This window comes from [Clostridium] fimetarium (assembly GCF_900111235.1).
GTDB classification, from domain to species: Bacteria; Bacillota; Clostridia; order Lachnospirales; family Lachnospiraceae; genus Clostridium_N; species Clostridium_N fimetarium.
The window spans coordinates 534,442-557,293 of record NZ_FOJI01000001.1 but is presented as its reverse complement, the minus strand read 5'-3'; the positions used below and the strand labels follow the sequence as shown (position 1 = coordinate 557,293).

The window sequence follows — 22,852 nt, the reverse complement described above, 5'->3', positions numbered from 1 at the left end:
GCTGTAACAAACTCCATCCGGTGTTCTACAAATTCATCAATATCATCACGGCACGCTTGTTTATATTCCACAATATGTCTCCTCACCTATAAAATGAATAATATTTTATATTGTCTTGATTGTGACTACATAATAAATATAATGCGCAGTTCAAGTAGAATACAAAATCCTAGTTATGCTAATAATTTAAATAATAGTTTTCTGTTTATTATCCCTTACTATATTAGTTACAATCATTTTTTATATATTATTTTACCAATTTGAACTGTTTCCAAAGTAATCTTTCTTAATTCTTCAACTGATTTTTCCAGAGTTTTGCTTAGGACTGAATGCTCAATAATTTGTAGTATACGGTCATAGCAATCATCGGGTACATTTTTAAATTCCATGATATATTTCTCACTTCTTTTTCTACTTGGGAAATACGTAAAATTTACCGCAAAAAGTGCTTGCATTAAATGATCTAAAGAATTTTCTAAAACACTATGGTAAAACATTACCTCTTTTCTTAGCATTGCTCTTCCTAAATCCTCATCATTTATTACTTTTGAAATATGATAATCAAATAATTTTTCCAATAATTCAAATGGATGCTTCTTAATCTTTTCTATCATTGTTGTCCATTCAGTATTATTTTCGTACAATATATTTATACTTTCTATACTAGATAATCTCCCCGTTGGATAGAATCCACCTTCTTTACCCAAATGCTTTCCATTCAAAACAGCATCTACATATTGATTCATTTCTTCAATTGTAAAATACATAAACATAACATCGATTCCATCAATAATTAATACATCTCCATAACCCCATATTCCCCCATGGCACACATTTATCAGATATTCCGAATATTGCTTAGAATATTTTATATACATACGCTCTCTTTCATCCTCTGTTGGAATTGTGGCACATAAAACAAAAATATCAATATCGCTATTACCTGGTATCAGCTCAGCATTAATATCTCCTGTTTGTCCAATTCCTTTAATCTTATCGCATTGGGACAGTTCATTTACTAACCTGTCTTTAGCCTCTATAACATTCATTTCCTGTCCTCCAATTTGATTTTTTCAACTTCGCATTATTGCTATAATCCGTATCTCAATATATTTAACATAACATATCCTTCCATCTACAGTATTACAATTGCATTCAGATAAATTACTAATTGAAAAACAGCAAAAAAAAACAGATTTCCTTTTGGGGAAAACTGTATTATATCAAACTATTTTAATTACAAAATCCCCTAATAAAAACAAATAGCACTATATTCCCCAATATTTTGCACTAGATTCATTTTATTACAAATGTAATTTATATACAAGGTAATTATTGTAAAAACCACCATTATTCCCTATAATTAATAGCCTTCTTGACTCCCCTTGATTTGAACTCCACCAGAACGGCACATTCTTTTTCCTTCCGTTTAATTTATCATCTTCCAATCCCTAAATCCCATTTTTTCCGCCGCCTGATATACGGGTAACATAATATTACTTAAAGTATTACAAAACTCCATTTTCTCCAGATTCGGTTGGTACAATTGTCTTCTGACTTCCGATTCATTTAGATTACTATTCGCACATTTTTCAAAAGCGTCATGAACAAGATCATATTTCCAAACCATTTCATATGCGAAGTATTCTATTTTACATAGTGATTTGAAATAAATGTCCCACGTTGGTAAGTTATTGCTCTTTGCACTATTAATACTTCTTGTTGTTGGATTAAGATTCCACAGTTCATCATGTGTTACATAGGACCAAGGAATGAAATGATCAATTGAAATGGTATCTTTATCAGTCAAAAGATTTCCACCATATATTTCGGTGACCGGATGAATCATAATAATTGATTTCCAATATTTCTTAACATAATTCAAATCTCTTTCCTTGCTTGGATATAACTTATTTGAAATTCCAGGAATACTCGGGTTCCGTCTTTGTAAATATATCACTTTATTATATTCTATCCATCCTCTTAGGATTTCTTGATTTAGATTAATATAATCCATCCATCTACTTTGAATAGAAATACTACTTTGCATTCCACAAATACTTGTGAAATAATAAATCAAACGTTTTTCCTGATTGATTTTATCTGCCAATAATTTCTCTGATACATCCCACCCATTACCTTTAACATTTTCAAAAAATGGGGACTGTAAACGATATGGAACATTTCTAGTTAAAGTTCTTTTCATAGCCTTGACATCTTTGTCCTGGCAGTCTGATAAAAAAGCTAGTATATTTTCTCTACTATCACTAGATTTTAAAATACCATTACTTAATTTAAATACTCTATGAATTAATGCTTCCAAAGTATCAGAAGGGCCTAGATTCAAATGATATTCAGCTACCATATACCATGCACTAACAATCATTTCATTAATTAGCTCTTCAAATGTAGCACTACTTTTTCCTTTGGACACTAGATTAACGATAGCCTCAAACCAAAATAATTTATAGCATTCACTTTTATTATCAAATAGCCTACCTAAATATTTTATATCAATCATATCCGAATATGGCAGTTCCATCTTTTCACCCTCTTACTACTTATTTTTATAATTGATTATATTTTCAAAATTCACTCTATCTTTTCCCTAATATCACTTCAGCCATTTTTCATCATCTCTTCCTGGTCTTACATCTGTTGTTATCATTTGTTCCCTTACTTCTAAAATGCCTATCTCATCAATCAACCTGTCCAACTTTTCAGCTGTCATATCAGTGAAATATCTACCATTTCTATCGCCCTCAAAATCTCCATACTTAAATGAACAATATAAGATTCCACTCTCATTTAACGCTATATTCATCTTTACAAGAACTTCTTTTAATTCATTATATTGTAGATGCAAAATAGACGCACACGCCCAGATCCCATCATACTTTTCCACTTCATTTAGCTTATTAAACACTTGATTTTTCACTACTATTCCCGTATTTTCACTGGCTATTTCACACAATTCTTTTGAACCATCAATGGCGTCTAATCTGTATCCGCGTTCCATAAAATACTTTGTGTCTCTACCTGAACCACAGCCAAAATCTAGTATCAATGAGCCGGCTTTTAAATATTTGCAAAACCATTCTTGTACTTTAGCAAAATCAACCTCAAAAGTACTGTCATTAAAATCTTTTGCATTTTTGTTATAATATTCTAATGTGTCCGCTGACATTTTACCTCACACAGTTAATGTTTTATCATTAAAAACTGTCCCAAAATTCTAATTTTTTTTATTCAAAGCGCTTATAATTAACCAGTATTTACATTTCTATTTTTTACTACCATCATTATCTTCCGCCACCACCTCTTCACTTACCTGACCCGCCGAAAAGATATCTTCCTGATAAGAATAAGTTTCCTTTTTCTTCATCAATTCCAACAAGTTTTCTTCACTCAAATCCCCTATCGCTATACCCCCACGACTAATCATTTCCCCATTTCCCGCATAATCACTATGGTTCCATACAAATGTCTTCACCCAGTTGTTTTTTATATTTTCCATAGCTCCAGTCCAAGTTCCACCTTTGTTGTAATCGGAGGCTATTACAAATGCGCCATACGAGGAAGCATAGATATATTTATTTCGATTCATTGCTCTTGCAACTGTAAATTCCACATCAGGATTTGAATCCGTAATAAGAAGCATCTGATTATTTTGAATGCTTGCTATAACTTCTCTTTTTTTAATTTTCACAGTTAATGCATCTGCAACAAAAGATACCACTGCACCACCACATGCAATTGCTGTTGTCTCTGAGATACTATCGATTCCTCTTGCACCACCAGAAAATATAATTAGTTTTTCCGTAACTGCCTTTTGAACTAATTTTTTCGCATATTCTTCACCCTCAATATCAATATTTCTTGAGCCTACAACCGCAATACCTACTTTGCTCGCTAACTCTAGATTACCTGCATAAAATAAGATCGGAGGTGTTTTCTTTGTTAATCGCTTTCTAAGTAAAATCGGATATTGTTTATCACCTCGAGTTACCACATAAATCCCTTTTCTTGATAACTGATCTAATGAAAATGCAATGCTTGCGCCCCTAGACAATAAACCATTTAACCTCAGTTCTTGCGCTTCTGTATATTTTAATAAATGCATTACGTTAGCTACATCTTGTCCCAACAATGCCAAAGGATCCTTATATTTAGTTGTGAGTAGCGTATCTACAAGCATATTCCATTCGCCCAGGGTATAAGGTTTTAAGTCATTATTATTCAATCCTAAATGACTACATATCAATATTGTTGCCATTGCATTATCTGTAAATTCCATCTAATTTTCTCCAGTCGTTCCTGCTGTATTCGCTAAAGCAAACGGAAATACCTTACCACTGCCTTTATCTATCATTTTATAGCTACATACGGTCAATGTCCATTTTGAATCAACCGTATCGTCAACCAACAAAACATTTCCACTATCAATCTTATCATTTATTGCAAAGCTTGTATTTACATTTTCATACTGTTTTGAGCTATTATTTAATCGCTTTTGTTCTATTGAATCCACCGTTTTTTCTATGCATTCCCTATATTCTAGTCCCAATAGATTTGCTAATGAGATAGTGAAATCCTTTACTAAAGCTGGGCGCCGCAGCGATGATATATTAGTGATCCAAGTGATTTTATTCGCTACTACATAATCTTTTAGCAATCGATAGGACGCGTCCACTAGTTCCTGAGAAAATTCATCTGTTTTATATTTGCAATCGGCAACAATTCTTCCCCAACCAACATCACCATAGTTACTTAAAACGAGGCCTTGTTGAAAGCGAAATGCATCGTTGATCTTATTAACACCATCTACTTTTACGCCAACCGGCCACATTTTTCTAGGCTCAATTACATAATTCCTTGCCTTTAAATATCTTTGTGCTTCATATAATGTATTTGCATTTATTTGACGTGAAATGATATCTTCTCCCAAGCAGTTACTACATTTACCGCAGTTTTTTGCAGTTACATCATTCAATTCTTCTGCTACAAACTTCATATAACATTCGTTTGTATGCACGAAATCATTCATTCGTCTTAACTCATGATGTCGAAGCTCCGTTATGCGTTTACTATGATCGTTATCTATAACCCAAACTTTAGCTGACTTTAGATATTTGCTCTTTTCTTTATAGATATCACCATTTACGGATAGAAATTTTAGACAGCTTTCTATCCGTTTTAGTTTCATATTTACTTTTCGCTCAATATCATATTTCGATGCGCCGCCTTGCTTGGTAATGGTATCAATAACGCCTTGCATTTCCTCCTGAGTTGGAAATGCAGAAGAAATAAAGAATTCAGAAATCTTATCATCTTCAATTCCTGAAAACAAGATTGCAACAGCTCTGTTAATTCCTCTTCCAGCTCTGCCAATCTGCTGATAATACGCAACAACATTTCCTGGCTTCTGGAAATGAATTACAAATCCTATGTCAGATTTATCAACTCCCATTCCAAATGCCACGGTTGCTACAAGCACCTTCATTCCATTTGTCATAAATAATTGTTGAATCTCATTTCTAGTTTCAGCGTCCATTTGGCCTGTATACTGTTTTGCAACTATACCTCGATCATTTAGCCATTTACTCACCAAATTACAATCGCTAATAGTCAAACAATATATAATTCCAACGCCTGGTAATTCGTTTAGATGATCACTCAACCATGCTAATCGTTCTTCTTTTGACGCCATCTCAATCACTTGTATTGCTAATGAATCTCTTGTAAGAGATCCTCTACTTACGGTTATATTAGTACCGAATTCATTTTTGATATCTTCAACTACACGGTCATTTGCAGTAGCTGTAGTTGCTAATAATGGGACGGTCGATGGAAGATATTTTATGATATTAATAATTCTTCTATAATCCGGCCTAAAATCATGTCCCCAATCAGAAATACAGTGCGCTTCATCCACTACGAACATGCCCATTGAACCACTAATCACATTCATAACATCTTTCATGAAATCATCATTTGAAAGCCGTTCTGGAGAGATAATTAAGACATCTATTTCATTGTGAATTACCTTTTCTACAATCGTCTCCCACTCGTCTTTATTATTTGAATTAATGGTCACTGCAGCTAATCCAAAAAACGCCGCCGACTCGATCTGGTCGTTCATCAACGCTAATAACGGGCTTATTACAACGGTGACACCCTTACCCGCGCGTCTTAACATTCTCGTAGCAAGAAAATAGACCAAGCTCTTTCCCCAGCCTGTCTTTTGAACCACCAATGTTCTCTTTCCCTCTAGGACAGAAATAAGTGCCTCTTGCTGCCCCTCTCTAAATTCTGCACCGGGGCCGTAGATTTTGATTAATTCTTGTTGTAATTCTTTTTGCAATTCTGCGCTCATATATTATCCCCTTGTATTTATATTTATCTTATTTAGATTCATATTATATTCATTTTTATTACTAGCAACTCGTTGACAATTCCGACGAGTTGCTAGTAATCTTTTATATAAAATAGCTTTATTTATTGATATTGCTCTAAAACCCTTCTACCTTCTTCTCGCATCTGTTCCACCACACTTTCAGGCCCTATAACTTGCGCCCCGCACCCAAGTCCAATTACCCACGCCAGAAATTGCCTACTCATTTCCACATCTATATTAATTGTAAAATGCTCACTATCAATTGGAATAATCGAAATCTCTTTTCCAAAGCGATCTAGAATTACCCCCACCAAATTATTATTGCATTTCATCTTCACTTTTACTTCGGTACCACCATACATTCCAAACATCTTCTTGGCATACACTGCCATATCGAACTTTTCAAAATGCTCCTTACCATCTCTGGCTTCATTCGTCAAAGTAATATGTAGCATCTTATCTACCCTAAAATGCTTGATTTTTTCTTCCTTTGAATCATATGCAATCATATAATAATTTTCAGCATCCCACATTAGCGCCCATGGACTTAGTTTATATAATGCACCGTCTTTTTTCAATTGGGTCTTTTTATCAACAGTCCATTGGAAATACTGAAACGTAATTTGACTATTTGCATTGATTGCAGCATGAAGATTATCTACATTATAATAAATGCTCTCATTCATAGTCTTAATCCGCCCTGCTACAAAAACCTGCCTCTGTAGTTCCTTCGCTTCAAAATCACTAGCAAAGCTTTCAATCTTCTTAATCAATTGATTTGATTTACGCTCCGTAATAAATTTTGAGGATTGAACTGAATCCACTAATATTTTCAATTCCGCCAATTCAAACTTACGGCTCACCATATGATAGAAATAAGTCCCCTTTTCTTGAAAGCCCTGTATATCAAATCCATAAAGCTTTAAAGCATCAATATCAGCATATATGGACTTTCGCTCCGCGCTAATGTCATTGTTTTTCAGGTGCTTTAATATTTCGACCATGGTTATGTAATGTGTTTCATCCGTTTTGTCTAAGAACAGTTGCATGATATACATTGTTTTCATTTTTTGATTCGGTACTCTTCCCATGTTATAACCCCTCCCCATACGCTCTTATCTATATGGGAAATTATAACATATATAGTGTGGGATTAATACAAGTACTAATAATAGTACACGTTATTAGTTTGTTTTGGGATTTAAAAAGGACTTGTATCCCAGCCTTTTTCTCAATATTCGTTGGCTAGTGTGTAAACAATCACTGTGGATAAATTCACGAGTATCCAAGTCCAAACTGTCTTTTTTGTTGTAATTATGTTATAATAAAATGGCAAAAGACATGTAACCCGAAAACGTAAAAATAACATATACTGCATGATAAAAAGTATTTTAAAATAATGAAAGAGGATAATTTAATGAGTAGGCACAATATGGAAACGAAAGAACATAACGGTAAGTCAAATTTTTTTCGAAAGAAAATTAAAAAAATAGCAATTATAGTTATTGCAATTGTATTAGTTGTTGTTGCTGGAATAATTGGATATAAAAGATTTGTTTCATCTGAAAGTAAGACTATAAAAATCGGATTTGAAAACATTGGTGAATTAGCAACACAATCTACCTACTGCACAGAGATAAATACTACGGATGATTCAAGGAAAATGTTTGGAGTTAAAATACCATTCACACAGAGTAAGTACATATATAGTTACGAAGTAGTGATAAAAGCAGGCTTTGATTTTGGAGAGATTGAATGGACTGTTAAAGATACGACTATTGAAATTAAGTTACCAGCGGCAAAGATACTGAGTAGCGAAATAGATATGGATTCATTTAAAATATATCAGGAATCTGAAAGCATTTTCAATCAGATTACTATGACAGAAACTAACGAATCCAACCAGAACTTACAACGTACAGCAGAAGAAAATGCTGTTGCAAATGGCTTATTAAAAAATGCTCGTAGTAATGCAGAAACAATATTAACCAGCTTTTTTGGTAATGAATACAATTTGAAAGAATATAAAATATCTTTCACAGATAAATAGCAAGGAGGTTATTACCTATGAAAAAAATTCTTTTATCAGCACTCGGAATTATTGTAGCAGTTATTGTATTATTTTACTTTTTCTTATTTCTAACAGCTTAAGGTATTTACCTTCTCTTTGGAAAATCAAACCATCAATGCTCCGCCCATGTGGCAAGACTTGATGGTTTTTTAGGAATAAAAAACGACAAGATATTAGTGAATCAAAAAGAGTAAACCTTAGCTTTTTAAGGTTTACTCTTTTTGATTCATCAATATCTTGCCGATAAGTTATCAGAACAACCTTTTTCCATCTGAAATATTGATACCAAGCTCTTTCGCCATAACGGTTTGCTTAAATGGGTTTATTTTTTCTACTACGCTGTCACGTTTAAAAAGCGAGCCTGTATTCTTAAACCAAAATGTTACATTTGCTTTTACACACTGTTCACGGATATTAAGCACCCAATCATAATCACATTCACGAGCTTCTCGCCCTGTTTCGCCGCCGACTGTCACATGGTCTATGCCATGAAGATACGGTGTTAAATCTATCGCTTCTAAAAGTGGAGCACAGGCGATAAAACGCCGTTTAATCGGATAGGATAAAAATAATGGAAGCCTATAATCGGCTAATTTTTGATTTTCGACAGTACATCCAATATTTACATTGTCATATCCTGTTCCCCAATCTGATGGGAGGGATACAAGGAAACGGTCAATTCGCTTGGTTAAAATCAAAAACTCGATGTCTGTTCTTTCCTTGATGATAGACCAAACCTCTTTGCGCCATTCATCCGCTTCCGGAAGGAAAAAGTCGGTTGCAAAACAGGTCGCAAGAATCTTGTTTCCTTTGATGTTGTATTCACCTTTTGCATTTGTCCTTATAGGCCAATCGAATTTATCTGTTTTTTGTATGGTGCTTTGTCCATATCGTTTCGCATGTGGCCCATAAAAATAGCAATTTGTGCAGCCATCACTTGCTTTGTAGCAACCTGTCCACGGTTCCCAGTTCATAGGTACCCTCCTCTTTTTGCTGGGTTTTGATGTAAGAATCAATACCCATTTTGTTATAATAAGCATACTATATGTTCAAAAATCCGACATTGTTTTCAGATACTTTTGAGGGGTAACACCACTAATAGCCTTGAAATCTTTATCAAAATGTGCTTGGTCGAAATATCCGGCTTGTTGCGACAATGTCGCAAAAAAACAAGGCGATTTTTGAATGTGCTTTAACACATAATTAAAGCGGTTTAAGCGCACAAAGTCCTTAACATTCATTCCGATTTGTTCAAGAAACAAGCGGTATATATATTCCACATTATCATTTTTTGATTCTCTTAGTCTGCCGAATCTTTTATCAACAGGTTTCTCTGCAAACGTACTTAAAAGTAAAGTTGATAAGTGGATAAGTCTAAAGCCTTACTTTTTTGGACTTTTTCTTCTTTGATAAATAATTGTTAAACAAGACGAAAAAAAGTATTGGCAAAACAGAGGTAATATACACTGGTAGGTGAATTTTAAATTTAGTATTTAACAATATTATGATTCCTATTATCCCCAAAGAAAAAATAAATGTGATTATAATTCTAATTATACGTTCTTTTATCATATTTTTTATCATTCCTTTCACAAAACTCAAAATATTTAACCATCCTCTAATGGTTAAAATCTTACTATTAAATTACAGTAGTATATGTCATGTTAGATTTCTGAACTTCTTCAATTTTATTTTTAAAATATTGTTACCCTTCTTTACCGAAGAAGCGAAAAAATAATAAAGTCCATTATTTTATCACAGTAGTTTTGATATAGAAACTCTTTTTTCGCATCCATTTACACAAATCACCCGGACAGGGTGGTAAAATATCCGTAATCAGTGTCAATGCGATATTGGTAAATATATTTTTAATAGTAAATACTTTGGTATTATTATACTGTTTCTGGAATAATATGACAACTCTATTCTCGTTTAATTCTTATTTCTATTCTCATTTAATTTTCCTAATCTCATGAACCAATACTATTTCATTTATTTCCATAAAATTCACTTCATTTCACTGAAAAAGAGGCATCAACACAATCTACTGACGCCGCTTAATTCTTCATTATTCTGTTTTTCCCACACCATCTGATCTTCCAATCAGGATTATTTTTAAATATAGAAATTCTATCACCTCCACACCTAAAAATGCCTCTGTAGAATTACTTCTACAAAGACATTTTTTTGTATTAAATCTTTTTTTTAATAAAATATATTTACATACTTATAGATAGTTTTCGTACCCAACAAGCATTTCCATCAAAGAATGTATACCATTATTATTTTATATATAAGTATAATCGTTTTCTTTGGTGTTATCTACTCTTTACAAGTAGCGCGAGACTCTCACAATGTGCAGTCCCCGGAAACATATCCACGCAACAAACCTTCACAACCTTATACCCCTTCTCCTGCAGCACAACCAAATCCCGTGCCAAAGAAGTAGGCTTACATGAAATATAAACCAATCTATCCACTCCATAATTAATAATCATATCCAATGCCTTGGGATGTATTCCGTCACGTGGTGGATCGAGTACAATCAAATCAGGCTTGTCCGTAATATCCCCAATCACCTTAAGAACATCCCCCGCGATAAATTCGCAGTTACTAAGACCATTGAGCTTCGCGTTCTCCTTAGCCGATTGCACTGCCTCTTCCACAATCTCAACGCCAACTACTTTTTTAGCAACTGGCGCAAGCATCTGGGCGATCGTTCCGGTTCCACTATATAAATCAAAAATCACCTTGTCCGCAGTCGTTCCAACATACTCTCTAGCTGTCTCATATAACACTTCAGCCCCCATTGAGTTCGTCTGAAAGAATGAGAATGGCGTAATTTTAAATGAAAGTCCCAGTAGCTTTTCATGGAAGAAGTCTTGTCCAAATACAATATCAGTCTTATCGTTGCGAACCACATCCGCAACTGAATCGTTAAATGTATGTAGAAATCCTACTATTTTTCCATCAAGTTCAAGCGCCTGTAATTCTTTTGCAAGTGGATTCAAATCCAGCTCCATTTGCGTTGTCGTTACAAGATCAATGAGGATTTCTCCAGTATAAACTGCCTTTCTTACGAGTAAATGTCTTAAGTAACCAATGTGAGTCATTTTATGACAAAATGGAACATTTGCACTTTTGAAATACTCAAATACGCAGTTAAGTACTTTTCTGTAATCTTCGTCAACAATCAGACAACTACCCACCGTTACGATGTCATATGTACTGTTTCTTTTATGCATTCCAAGCGCTAGCGGACCATCTTTTAATTCATCACCAAAGGAAAATTCCATCTTGTTACGGTATCCTTCGATTCTTGGGCTGCCTTTGATACCCTCAAATTCATAGTCTTTTGTGATTACTTCATCCAGCATTTTTTTGACTTGATCTGATTTGATTTTTAGTTGTTCTTCGTAGGCAACTGTTTGATACACGCAACCGCCACATATGCCAAAATGCTCGCAAGCTTCAGTTGTTTCAGTCGGTGATTTTTCTAATACCTTAATTAATCTTCCCTCGCATTTGTCCTTACGTTTTTTATTTACCACGAAGCTGATTTTTTGGCCTGGGATTGTGTTTTTCACCACTGCTCTGCTAGTTCCAGCATTTTCGCCTTCTTCCTGAACAATTACAATTCCTTTGTTCGGAAATTCAACTCTATCAACTATGCCACTGTATACTTCACCTTTTTTCATTATGTCTCCTAAATGTTTCATATTCTTTTTTCTAATTATTTTATATTTCCTAATTTTCGTTTGTTATTATTATTTGGTATATCGGTTCTATTGTTTTTCTATTGTTTTTTTATTTTTTTGCTTTATTATTTTCATTTATTTAATTACGTCTCTTATCATTTATTTCATATTTTTTATATTTATCTTTCGTACTTTATCTTATTTTAACTCTCTCGTACCATATCTTTCTTCCTTATCGTTATTCTTTACCGTTGTTCCTTACCGTTATTCCATACCGTTGTTACATACCGTTGTTACATACCGTTGTTCCTTACCGTTGTTCCATACCGTTGTTCCTTACCGCTGTTCCTTACCATTGTTACATATCTTTCGTACCATACCATATCCCATATCCGCCACTCAATTGCCCACTTACCCAATCTTACCTTCAGCCCACTAACTCAACTGTTTTTTATCTTATTGTAATTCAACCCGATTGCCAATATAAAGAACCCAAAAATCGCTACAAAATAAAATGCACGATCGATACATTGGATATCACTCCAACGCTTAATTAAAATCAGTAAAAATGCCATTGAAAATATCATTGCAGAATAATTTTTTTTCATTTTACGTCCTCCTCATATTAAAAACAATATGTATCAACTCGCAATATCTTCAATTTACAAAATGCCACCAGTTAATAATACACTAGTGGCATTTTAATTTTGTGCATCATTTACTCTCTAATCACAAAACTTCATCGCAAAATTATCTTACTCTACTTTAGATTCTTCTTTCGCTTCTTCTTCATCTTCGGAAAAATCATCATCAAAATCATCGTCTTCGAAGTCATCTTCAAAGTCGTCTAAATAATCTGGAGTAAAGTATCTGTATACAGCGTATGCAATTGCTGCCATTGCTAATACTACACCAACAACTGCTAAAACGATTACTACTGGATTAGATTTCTTTTCTTTTTTTACCTCGATACCACTCTTGTGTAAAATTTCTTTAAGTTTTGTTGTTGCAAGAAGTTCTTCTAGCTTATTCATAGCAAAGCCCTACCTTTCACATTGCATTATTGTAAATTATTAACCAATAAATAAATTTTATTCTATTTTATTTATTAATTGTATATGCTAATTTAAGTATAGTATACCACCTGAAATTGTATTTTACTACAATATTAGCTAACTTTTTCCTATCTTTACTTATTAACCTAATTTTACCGCCTGTAAAAATGTTTGTCGCTATGTTTATATCGCATATACAAATATCATCATAAGGAAGAAAACTACGCTTTCTTGCAATCAAATATTTGATTCTCATTATTCACTTTACTTTATTCACATTTTTTTAATTTTGCAAATGATGCAAACATTTTTTTAACACCAACCTTTTCAAAATCTACGGTAACTTCAAAATCTCTTCCACCATTTACAATTAAAGTCACATTTCCTTCTCCAAATTTGGTATGTTTCACTCTGTCGCCCACTGAGTAACCAAGCAAATGACTTGATGAATCACCAGCAGCACCAGCACTTTTACTTTTCTCTAAATCAAATATGTCAGCTGGAAAGGCTTTTCCAAACCCAACATTTCCATTTGAACTACTTTCACCAAATGGATTACTTTTCATTCCACTTGAACTATATCTACTCATGCTGGCCCTAGCATTGCTACGAATGTCTAACTTTCCACTATTATCTTCACCACCAAAAGATAATTTTGATTTTCCGCCAACGCCTCTATTTGCAATATTGATTAATTCCTCAGGTACCTCTTTCATAAATCTGGATACCTTAAATGCCTTCGTTTCTCCGTGTACCATACGCATTTTGGCAGCGCTCAGACTTAGCTCCTTCTTCGCTCTTGTAATTCCAACATAACAAAGACGGCGTTCTTCCTCAACTTCAGAAGGGTCATCCGATGTGATTGTCATATAACTTGGAAATAGTCCATCCTCAAGTCCCGTAATATAGACCATTGGGAATTCCAAACCTTTGGAACTATGAAGCGTCATAAGCATAACTCTTTCGACCGATTCGTCAAGATTATCAATATCTGCAATTAATGCAACCTCTTCAAGGAATCCGCTAAGTGATGGCTTCTCATCCACAGAATTCTCTTCGTAACTAACAATTTTATTAATTAATTCATCGATATTTTCCTGTCTTGCTGCTACTTCCTCAGGTGTTTCACTTTCAGCAAGCATTTCCATATAATGCGTATCCTTTAAGATCGTTTCAACTAGTTCTAGGATTGAAAGGTGTTCCACTTTTGCTTTCAAAGAACTTATGTATATTATAAATGGTTCAAGTTTCGTGTATGAGCGGCCCAAGGTTGCAATTTGTTTTGCATTTATTAATGCTTCCCAAAAAGTAATTTCATTTTCATCTGCATTTGCTTGAATTCTGTCAATTGTTGTAGCACCGATTCCTCGCTTTGGAACATTGATAATACGTTTTACCGCTTGACCATCCTTGCCATTTTCAATTGTCTTTAAATACGATAGAATGTCTTTAATTTCTCTTCTTTGATAAAAGTTAACGCCTCCAAATACTCGATAAGGGACATTGTTAACCACAAATTTTTCTTCCAAAAGACGTGACTGCGCATTTGTTCTGTAAAGGACTGCAAAATCATTATAATTCCAGCCATCTCTTACTTTTAGTCGAATGTCGTTAACTACACCCTCTGCTTCTCTATATGCATCTTCGTATACTGTAAAATTGATCTTTTCTCCTTCACCATTGCTGGTCCAAAGAGACTTTTTCTTACGGCCTATATTATTTTTGATAACAGCATTCGCTGCATCTAAAATAGTCTGTGTCGAACGGTAATTCTGCTCTAATTTGATAACCTTCGCTCCTGGAAAAGTACCTTCAAAGTTAAGAATATTCGCAATATTTGCGCCACGAAACTTATAGATTGATTGGTCATCATCACCAACTACACACAGGTTTTTATATTTGTCTGCAAGTATGCTAATAAGCTTAAATTGAGCTGTATTAGTATCTTGATATTCATCTACCATTATGTATTTGAATCGTTCTTGATAATAATTAAGAACGTCCTCATTACCTCTAAACAAATCCACTGTTTTACAGATTAAATCATCAAAATCTAGTGCATTGTTTAGCTTTAAAGTTTTTTGGTACTCTCTATATATACCGGCAATTTTTTTAGCATTATAATCGCCGCCTGCATTCATTTCCATCTGGTCGGGTGTAATTAGTTCATCTTTTGCCTTTGAAATCGCACTCATAATCGCTCTTTCCTTGAGCACCTTCGTATCAACGTTAAGACGCTTGCAAGCATCTCTTACTATACTCTTCTGATCATCCATATCATAAATCGTAAAATTAGTATCGTAACCTAGTCTATCAATATATCTTCTTAAAATTCTAACGCAAGTTGAATGAAATGTACTAACCCATACACTATCTGAACCAATACTAACAACTTTATCCACTCTTTCTCGCATCTCACCAGCTGCTTTATTCGTAAATGTGATTGCTAGAATATTCCATGGATTAATCCCTTTTTCCTCAATCATATAAGAAATACGGTGAGTAAGCACTCTCGTTTTACCCGAGCCTGCACCCGCTAAAATTAGAAGTGGTCCTTCTGTATGATAAACAGCCTCTCTTTGCATGTCGTTAAGCGAATCGTATATGCCCATTGTTTCTCCTAATCAGTTTATTATTAATCTTTCCAAACTATGTACAAATCTCGAAAATCATAAGCCAAAGCAGATAATTAAATCTAGATATAATTATCTGCTTAGTTAATTGAACTATATTATATATTATTTCTGAAATCTAATTTATATACTGCTTTACTTTTATCTGATTCATTTCTATCTGATTCATTTCTATTTGCTTCATTTCTATTTGCTTCATTTCTATTTGCTTCATTTCTATCTGCTTCATTTCTATTTATATATTATCTATCCCAGTTTATTACCACACTCCGGGCAAAACTTAGCTCCATTCGTCGGTGTTCCACAGTTAGGACAGAATTTTGGAACTTTGCCATTGCCAGCAGGTTGCGTTGCATTTGAATTATTATCAGCATTCATGGTTTTTCCCATGTTATTCATCATCTGCTGACCCATCATCATGCCCATTTGCATATTAACCATATCAGCGCCAAGGCTTGCACTTCCACCCTTGCCATTAGACATTGCGTCTGTCATTGCCATCTGCTGATATTTGTTCATATCGCCTACCATGGTCTGAGAAGCTGCCTTTGTCTGCATCTTTTGAATCTCTTCTGGATATGAGAAACTTGAAATCGCAAAATCAACAACCGAAATACCGATTTTAGTCAACTGCATATCAAGATCTTCTTTGATTCCAGCAGCAATGTCAAATGCATTTGATTGAAGATTAAACATGTCTTTACCTTCTTTTGAAATCCACTTCATAAGAAGTTGATCAAGCACAGCAACAACTCTCTCTTTTACATCTTCTACGCCAAACTGTTTCTTTACGCCGGCTATTTTATCAATCATGCAGATATAATCTGATACTTTAAAGTTAAATGTACCAAATGATCTTATCGGCATTCCTCCAGGAAGATTAAGGTTAGGTGCCGGAATTGAAATCGGATTTTTCGTTCCCCATTTCACTGTGAATTCCTTGGTATTCACAAACAATACTTCAGCACGAACACCACTATTGAAACCAAACTTAAAACCTTTTAAAGTTGAAAGAAATGGGATAATCTGAGATTCGATATCAAAGCTGCCCTCATCTGTAAATACACCCTCTATCTTACCGTTATACATAAAGATTGCATCCTGTCCTTGTCTAATAATAAGACGGCTGCCCTTCTTAATTTCGTCATTCGTCCATTTCCAGAAGATTATATCGTCTCTATATTCTTCCCATTCCACAACATTAGCAAATTGTCCGCCAAATAAACCCATTTCAAAATCCTCCTTAAGTGGATACTATAGAAGAACCTCCGCAACCCGTCAAGATTGTAAGAGGTTCCAATTATTTGATATTAAATATTAAAGTCCCATCTGAGCCTTCAAAGCTGCTAATTCATCATCTACAGCTGCGCTACCTGGTTCTGTATCATATTTTGCTTGAAGATTCACTATATCATTATCAACGCCCACTTGGTTCAGTTCTGACATTGCATTTGCTTCATCTAACATCTTTTCAGCCTTATCTTCCATACGATCAAATGCGGAAAGATTATTGCCTGCTCCTGCTACACTTGAACCTATTTGATTAAGCTTTTGTTGTGTCTTTGCTACTTGAACTTTCATCTTAATTGAATCTCTTCTTGAATTCAGACTACCAATATCCTTAACTAACTTTTCGTGCATTTGTTTCATCTTAGTTGCATTCTCAGATGACATTGTATACATCTGCTGTAACGAAGTCTGTTTTGCTACTGCTTGTTGTTTTTTTTCTAGGAACTGACGGGCATCAACTTCATTGCCTGATGTAAGCGCTTTTTCAGCATACTTCTGAAATTTAACAATCTCTTGTGCACTCTCGTCTAGTTCTCTTTTGGATCTTGCCTCTTCAGCCATTACAGAAGCTGTCTCTGCCTTAACTTTTCCCAAATCACTCTCTAAATTTCTAAGATACTGATCGATCATCTTTTCTGGATCTTCACATTTGTCCAATAATGAATTAATGTTTGATGCCATAATGTCTTTAAATCTTGATAAAATTCCCATAGTATATACACCATTCCTTTCGATTATCGTGGCCACGACTCAAACGTGATTCCCCCACTTATGTATTGTATTCAAATACGTTCTTATTATATTACAAATCGGTCCAAATGTCACTATTAAAAATAGAATTGGAGTTTCAATCACAATGCATTTCAAACCTACATAGAATACTACTAATTCAACATTCATTACAAAGTTAAGTCTTGTTTTAACTTTTCACATTTTTGTTGTTTGTTCGGTTTCGTTAACTGCGTCACTATAATCGCAGCCAGCATAAATACGCAGCCTAAAAATTCTCTAAAAGTTATTATCTCCCCAAGAATTAACACCCCACTGATTACTGCAAATACCGATTCTAAGCTCAAAATTACGGATGCAATGTCAGGTCGTGTATCCCTTTGGCCAATTATCTGCAACGTATATGCCACCGCGACTTCGATGATTGCAGTATACAAAATTGGAACCGCACCGCTCACGATATCATTCCACTGTGGATTTTCAAATACAAACATAAAAACACACGACAATATACCAGTCGTCATAAATTGAACGAAGGAAAGTTTAATTACGTCTACCTTTTTCGAATATTGATCTATGGCAAGTATCTGTATTGCCCAAAAAACAACGCCTATTAGTTCATAGGTATCACCTTTATCCAAATAAAATCCTTCAACCATGCATAGCAGATACATCCCAATGACTGCTAGCGATACACCTATCAGTACATTAATTTGCACGCTTCTGGTAATAAATATAAATATTGCAGCAACCAAAACAATTTCTAATGAAGTTATAAAGCCCGCCTTTCCAGCTGTTGTATATTGTAATCCAATCTGTTGAAGAGACGCAGCTGCAAATAAAGCCGTGCCGCACAATCCTCCTCCTATGTATAGTTCTTTATCCTTAAAGCCTTTGTATATTTCTTTTCTTTTTTTCATTCTATCTAATAAAACCATAACCGGAACTAATGTCATTGCCCCTAGCAAAAACCGAAATGCCCCAAGTGTAAATGGTCCAATATAATCCATGCCCATTTTCTGAAATACAAAACAGCTTCCCCACAGTATTGATGCCAATAATAATATTAATTCTCCCTTTTTGCTTTTCATAAAATACCTCTTTATTTATTTTTTGTAGCATATATGATATTAACTTTTAAATTAAATACCATTTCTTATAATGCTTCTTTCAATGCTTCTATCAATGCATCTAACAATGAAAAAAAGACATGAAGAAATTCTTCACGCCTCTTTGCCTTACTTTATTATAATTTTAATTAATGACTTAATCAATTACTCTTAGTAAGCACTTTTTTACCACTAAAGTATTATTGTATAGCCTTTTAAGTAGTAAACCTTCATAAAGTTCTTTATCTCATACCGACGATTTTAACGAAATCACCAATCCCGTCAAAATCACAAGTCACCATTTCACTCTCTATATATCGGTTGTATAAATCATTGTCTACTTGAATTGACATTTCACGGGCGTCATAAGATAAAACGAAATAATTACCTTCATTTGTAGATGAAGTCTTTTTTGTAATCTGTGCTTCTGCCGTAAATGTTTTATGAGGATATTTTTCATTGGCTTGATCCAAAGAATCAAACACATCAACAACTGAGTAGTTTGAATTTTCATATGTCTGAGATGTATTTCCAAATACTGCAAATGCACTCCCTTTAAAAACATCAAAATTGCCAACCAATACTCCAATTTTATTATTAACTACACATTTTTGATAAAATGTATAATTAACTTCAAACCAGGATTGGTCTTCCTTTAATGTTACGCTTTGATCAATTAGTTTTAAGCGAACAAAGAATTGTTGAGGTGAAGAATCTGCATTTGTTTTCATTTCAAGAATTTGAGCCTCACTCACAAAAACTTCCTTTAAATATTCATACTGAGATACATCATTCATTTTAGCAATTACGAAGAAAAATACAACGGAAACAACTATAAAAATTAAGCCTCCTTTTATATATTTATTTCTTTTATCAGTTTCATTCAATCCATTTTTATAATTATTCATTACAACTCCCCTTTTTCTTTAATATAAGTTGGAATATATATTGCATTTGCATCAGTAACAGCTCCACCAGCTCTTGTATAAATTCCGCCAAATTCAGTTCCTATTACATAGGCTCCAAGTACTGGATAAAGGACTTCTTGTGTCACGGACATTGTTGTATGAATATCAAGAGAAACTGTCTGTATCGGGATTCTTTCCTGGAAAATCATCTCATCTTCTATAAAGTCCTTATCCTCTTCACTAATCGATAAGGTAACTCCATTACCCTCTCTATCAAAATAAGGTTTTGCACAATAATCACCATTATGAAAATCGTCTGGATTAAGCGATGTGTACGGTATGTATTTTAAAATCAGTTCATTTTCTGCTTCATTATAAAATCCATCTTTATATAACTCCCATATGAGAGCAAAAAAGGCTTTCGATTGCGATATAAAAGTAGACGGCTCATTAATGCATTGGGTATTTTCTTTCATTATCTCACCAAATCCTTCATAGTTTTCATCTGTAAAAAACCAATCAAGTGGATAATACCGATATATTGCATCCAGTGGCTGTTCATATAAATTCAGCTTGTCATTTTTTATATGAAGTCCTGAAATTTCTCCATAAATGAAGTTTTCATCACCTTCATTTAAAATATCAAATAGAAATTTTGTATTATAAAAGTCCTCCGGATATGCCAAAGAAGCAAATCCAATATTATGTATCTGTTTATTTTTTTTATAAATATTGATGATTCTATTTAATTGTGCTTGTAATTGTTCAGTCATATTTTCATTGGGATTACGGTATGGTATTTTCAAAATATCTTTGATTAAGCTGTTTAGGCCAATACTTTCTATTATTCCCGCAGGAGTTTCCGCATTAAATTCTAGTAACTTTAACCTTCCAATATTATCAAAAACAAAATCAAATCGCCCCAAAAAGGATAACGTGTTTTGTTCCTGTTTTGATACTAAAGGTATCAGTTCTTCCGCAATTCCTAGAACTGGACATAGAATTGCACTATTTTCTTGTACATGCTTGGTTGTTTTGTAAAACAGATTAGCTAATTGATTCGTAGCATCTTTAATTTCATTAAATGTATTCTCTTCTAACACAAGAGCATCTAGCGAAAATGATTGCTGAAATCCCGTATATCCACCTGTAAAACCATATTGAAAAGCTGCAATATCATTAATTTTGCAAAAAATACTATCGTAATCATGAGCCTCTACAATTTTTGAGATATGAATATTACGATCACTGACACCAACTGGACTAACCCAAACATGTTCATCATCTGATAAATAATTAGGGCTCCATCGAATACAGCTACCACTATACTTATTATTAGATAAATAGATTCCAAAGTTTCCAAAGGCTGTCTTATTTTCAAAGTTCTCCCCATTAAACCGTAAAACTTTATCCTTTTTAATCGGGCAAAATTCCTGAATAATATGTAAATCTTCACTCTCGCAAACATCATTTATTATAAGACGCCAGTCTTCATCACTAAGCATATTTCCAATATAAACCTGTTCACTATACCTTCCATAGACCGCCTTAATAACATACTTATTTTTGTTTAAGATCAAATCATCTATCTTAGATTTATCAAACAAAGTGGTATATGGAATTGTATTTTTAATCGTATCTTTTTCCAATTGAGTCAAAAAATCATCATCTAATTCTACTAGTTGCCATAAATAAGCAAACAAACTTTTCGTTTGAGCAATAATTGCCCTTGGATCGTTTATGATTAGAAGTTTTCCCTCTTCAAATAGCATTAGCATTTCTTTTATATCTTTAATTTCATATAGATATTCTGTAGGAAACTGCCTTAACAAAACATCTATTTCTTTGTCAAAAGCAAACGCCTTATTGTCTTTTACATAAATATTATCTGTACTCGCTATCACAAATTCAAGATTTAAACCCTTCAATAAATCCATATAAAAATAGGCCAAATGTATTTCTTCATTATGATGAGGAGATACAAGTATAGCTACCGTCGGTTTGGGATTTGTTGCAAAAGCATTTTTTGTTAGGCTCTTGAAATTCTCATAAAATGCATTTCTAAAATTAGCACTGGGATTATTATGGGGACTCATCATATCACTAATCGCGATTTCTCGTTGTGCACATGGTTTATCATAATTAAATTCACTAAAAAAAATGCCCCCATCTGCACGAACAAATGCGTCATATCGCACCCAGAAAAATGGTGATATTGGACATTGCATAGATAATATTTCCTTATCCAGTGTGAATTTCCCCATTACAAAAGGCAGATTATCTGGATTCTTAAATTTCTTACTAATGATACGACAAACAACAGAATTTAAAATTTCTGCACTACTTACCATAGCTTCAAATAGTTCTTTATCCAGATAAAATGGAAATGGACTATGAATCTCATTTTCACGAATTGAGCTAATCATATAATAATCAAATAGAATTTTTTCGGTCAAAAGCCTTTGGTTTGCAATCATATATTTATCCTGATATGCCTCCACTTTTACCTGACGTTCCAGAACCGCTACTTGTATACGAAGATTTGTTCGTTCCACCACTTTTTAGTGAAGACTTACCAGTGCTCTTGGATGTGCCAGTGTAAGTGGATGCCGCTGCATTCGTACTCTTAAACTGCGTATTGTTTCTGCCCCATGAACCATCTAAGGCACCTGAAGCACCTCTGAAATAATAATAGCTCCCCCCGCGATATCCATTGTAGGATGAACCATAAATTCCGTTATTTGAAGATTTAGCGGTTGATTCTTGTTCTCCAAAATATCCATTTGGAGTGGCATAGGTTTGGTTGTTTTTTGCCCCACAACCTCCCAAAATTGTGCTTAAAGAAAACATAGTAGCAACTCCAAGTGCCCTTGCTCTGTTTCCCTTAAGAATCTTCTTTACCGTTTTAATTTTATCATCAAGTTCATTGTTATCATTATTTTGCATATAAACCCCTCATATA

19 protein-coding genes are annotated in these 22,852 nt (G+C 33.9%); 1 reads left to right on the top strand and 18 read right to left on the bottom strand.

All coding sequences use genetic code 11. The annotated features are described in order from the left end of the window. Window positions 1–233: 233 nt before the first annotated feature. From BMY18_RS02435 to BMY18_RS02410, 6 genes are all read right to left on the bottom strand, one after another. Window positions 234–1,049 carry a DUF4037 domain-containing protein gene (locus BMY18_RS02435; protein WP_092450196.1) on the bottom strand — a complete coding sequence of 272 codons (816 nt, stop codon included), beginning with the start codon at window positions 1,047–1,049 and terminating at the stop codon, window positions 234–236. Between the two features lie 380 nt (window positions 1,050–1,429). Beyond that, on the bottom strand, window positions 1,430–2,542 hold the full coding sequence (locus BMY18_RS02430) for an HNH endonuclease domain-containing protein (RefSeq protein ID WP_092450194.1): 1,113 nt from the start codon (window positions 2,540–2,542) through the stop codon (window positions 1,430–1,432). Window positions 2,543–2,614: 72 nt separating this feature from the next. Beyond that, a complete protein-coding gene (locus BMY18_RS02425) occupies window positions 2,615–3,187 on the bottom strand; it encodes a class I SAM-dependent DNA methyltransferase (RefSeq protein ID WP_092450192.1) in 573 nt (190 codons plus the stop codon). Window positions 3,188–3,283: 96 nt separating this feature from the next. Then, a complete protein-coding gene (locus BMY18_RS02420; protein WP_092450190.1) occupies window positions 3,284–4,297 on the bottom strand; it encodes a DNA-processing protein DprA in 1,014 nt (337 codons plus the stop codon). Continuing rightward, window positions 4,298–6,376, bottom strand: a complete 2,079-nt coding sequence (locus BMY18_RS02415; RefSeq protein WP_092450188.1) for a RecQ family ATP-dependent DNA helicase — start codon at window positions 6,374–6,376, stop codon at window positions 4,298–4,300. Window positions 6,377–6,498: 122 nt separating this feature from the next. Then, window positions 6,499–7,488: a helix-turn-helix transcriptional regulator gene (locus BMY18_RS02410; RefSeq protein WP_092450186.1), complete on the bottom strand. Its 990-nt coding sequence runs from the start codon at window positions 7,486–7,488 to the stop codon at window positions 6,499–6,501. Window positions 7,489–7,814: 326 nt separating this feature from the next. Between BMY18_RS02410 and BMY18_RS02405 the strand changes: the two genes are divergently transcribed. After that, on the top strand, window positions 7,815–8,447 hold the full coding sequence (locus BMY18_RS02405) for a DUF4230 domain-containing protein (RefSeq protein ID WP_242940940.1): 633 nt from the start codon (window positions 7,815–7,817) through the stop codon (window positions 8,445–8,447). Window positions 8,448–8,719: 272 nt separating this feature from the next. Here BMY18_RS02405 and BMY18_RS02400 read toward each other — a convergent pair whose 3' ends face one another. The 12 genes from BMY18_RS02400 to BMY18_RS02345 all read right to left on the bottom strand — a co-directional run bounded on the left by BMY18_RS02400 (window position 8,720) and on the right by BMY18_RS02345 (window position 22,836). Next, the gene (locus BMY18_RS02400) at window positions 8,720–9,442 is read right to left on the bottom strand and encodes a DUF5131 family protein (protein ID WP_092450184.1); all 723 of its coding nucleotides are present in this window, start codon (window positions 9,440–9,442) and stop codon (window positions 8,720–8,722) included. A 75-nt stretch (window positions 9,443–9,517) separates the two neighbouring features. Beyond that, on the bottom strand, window positions 9,518–9,748 hold the full coding sequence (locus BMY18_RS02395; RefSeq protein ID WP_278280965.1) for a helix-turn-helix domain-containing protein: 231 nt from the start codon (window positions 9,746–9,748) through the stop codon (window positions 9,518–9,520). 1,038 nt (window positions 9,749–10,786) lie between these two features. Then, window positions 10,787–12,166 (bottom strand): 23S rRNA (uracil(1939)-C(5))-methyltransferase RlmD, encoded by a 1,380-nt coding sequence (rlmD, locus tag BMY18_RS02390; protein ID WP_092450182.1) that lies wholly within the window; start codon window positions 12,164–12,166, stop codon window positions 10,787–10,789. Between the two features lie 440 nt (window positions 12,167–12,606). Next, window positions 12,607–12,774: a hypothetical protein gene (locus tag BMY18_RS20925; RefSeq protein ID WP_170841264.1), complete on the bottom strand. Its 168-nt coding sequence runs from the start codon at window positions 12,772–12,774 to the stop codon at window positions 12,607–12,609. Between the two features lie 147 nt (window positions 12,775–12,921). After that, complete coding sequence (locus BMY18_RS02385; RefSeq protein WP_092450180.1) at window positions 12,922–13,200, bottom strand: hypothetical protein; 279 nt, start codon at window positions 13,198–13,200, stop codon at window positions 12,922–12,924. Window positions 13,201–13,490: 290 nt separating this feature from the next. Then, window positions 13,491–15,833: an ATP-dependent helicase gene (locus BMY18_RS02375; RefSeq protein WP_092450176.1), complete on the bottom strand. Its 2,343-nt coding sequence runs from the start codon at window positions 15,831–15,833 to the stop codon at window positions 13,491–13,493. Window positions 15,834–16,100: 267 nt separating this feature from the next. Next, entirely contained in the window at window positions 16,101–17,084 is a 984-nt protein-coding gene (locus BMY18_RS02370; protein ID WP_092450174.1) for an SPFH domain-containing protein, read from the bottom strand. Window positions 17,085–17,171: 87 nt separating this feature from the next. Then, complete coding sequence (locus tag BMY18_RS02365) at window positions 17,172–17,855, bottom strand: PspA/IM30 family protein (protein WP_092450234.1); 684 nt, start codon at window positions 17,853–17,855, stop codon at window positions 17,172–17,174. Between the two features lie 188 nt (window positions 17,856–18,043). After that, the gene (locus BMY18_RS02360; RefSeq protein ID WP_092450172.1) at window positions 18,044–18,964 is read right to left on the bottom strand and encodes a DMT family transporter; all 921 of its coding nucleotides are present in this window, start codon (window positions 18,962–18,964) and stop codon (window positions 18,044–18,046) included. Window positions 18,965–19,224: 260 nt separating this feature from the next. Next, window positions 19,225–19,890 (bottom strand): hypothetical protein, encoded by a 666-nt coding sequence (locus tag BMY18_RS02355; RefSeq protein ID WP_092450171.1) that lies wholly within the window; start codon window positions 19,888–19,890, stop codon window positions 19,225–19,227. Next, the gene (locus BMY18_RS02350; RefSeq protein ID WP_092450169.1) at window positions 19,890–22,367 is read right to left on the bottom strand and encodes a glutathionylspermidine synthase family protein; all 2,478 of its coding nucleotides are present in this window, start codon (window positions 22,365–22,367) and stop codon (window positions 19,890–19,892) included. Before BMY18_RS02350 ends, BMY18_RS02355 begins: the two co-directional genes overlap by 1 nt. 4 nt (window positions 22,368–22,371) lie before the next feature. Then, complete coding sequence (locus BMY18_RS02345) at window positions 22,372–22,836, bottom strand: hypothetical protein (protein WP_092450166.1); 465 nt, start codon at window positions 22,834–22,836, stop codon at window positions 22,372–22,374. Window positions 22,837–22,852: the final 16 nt, after the last annotated feature.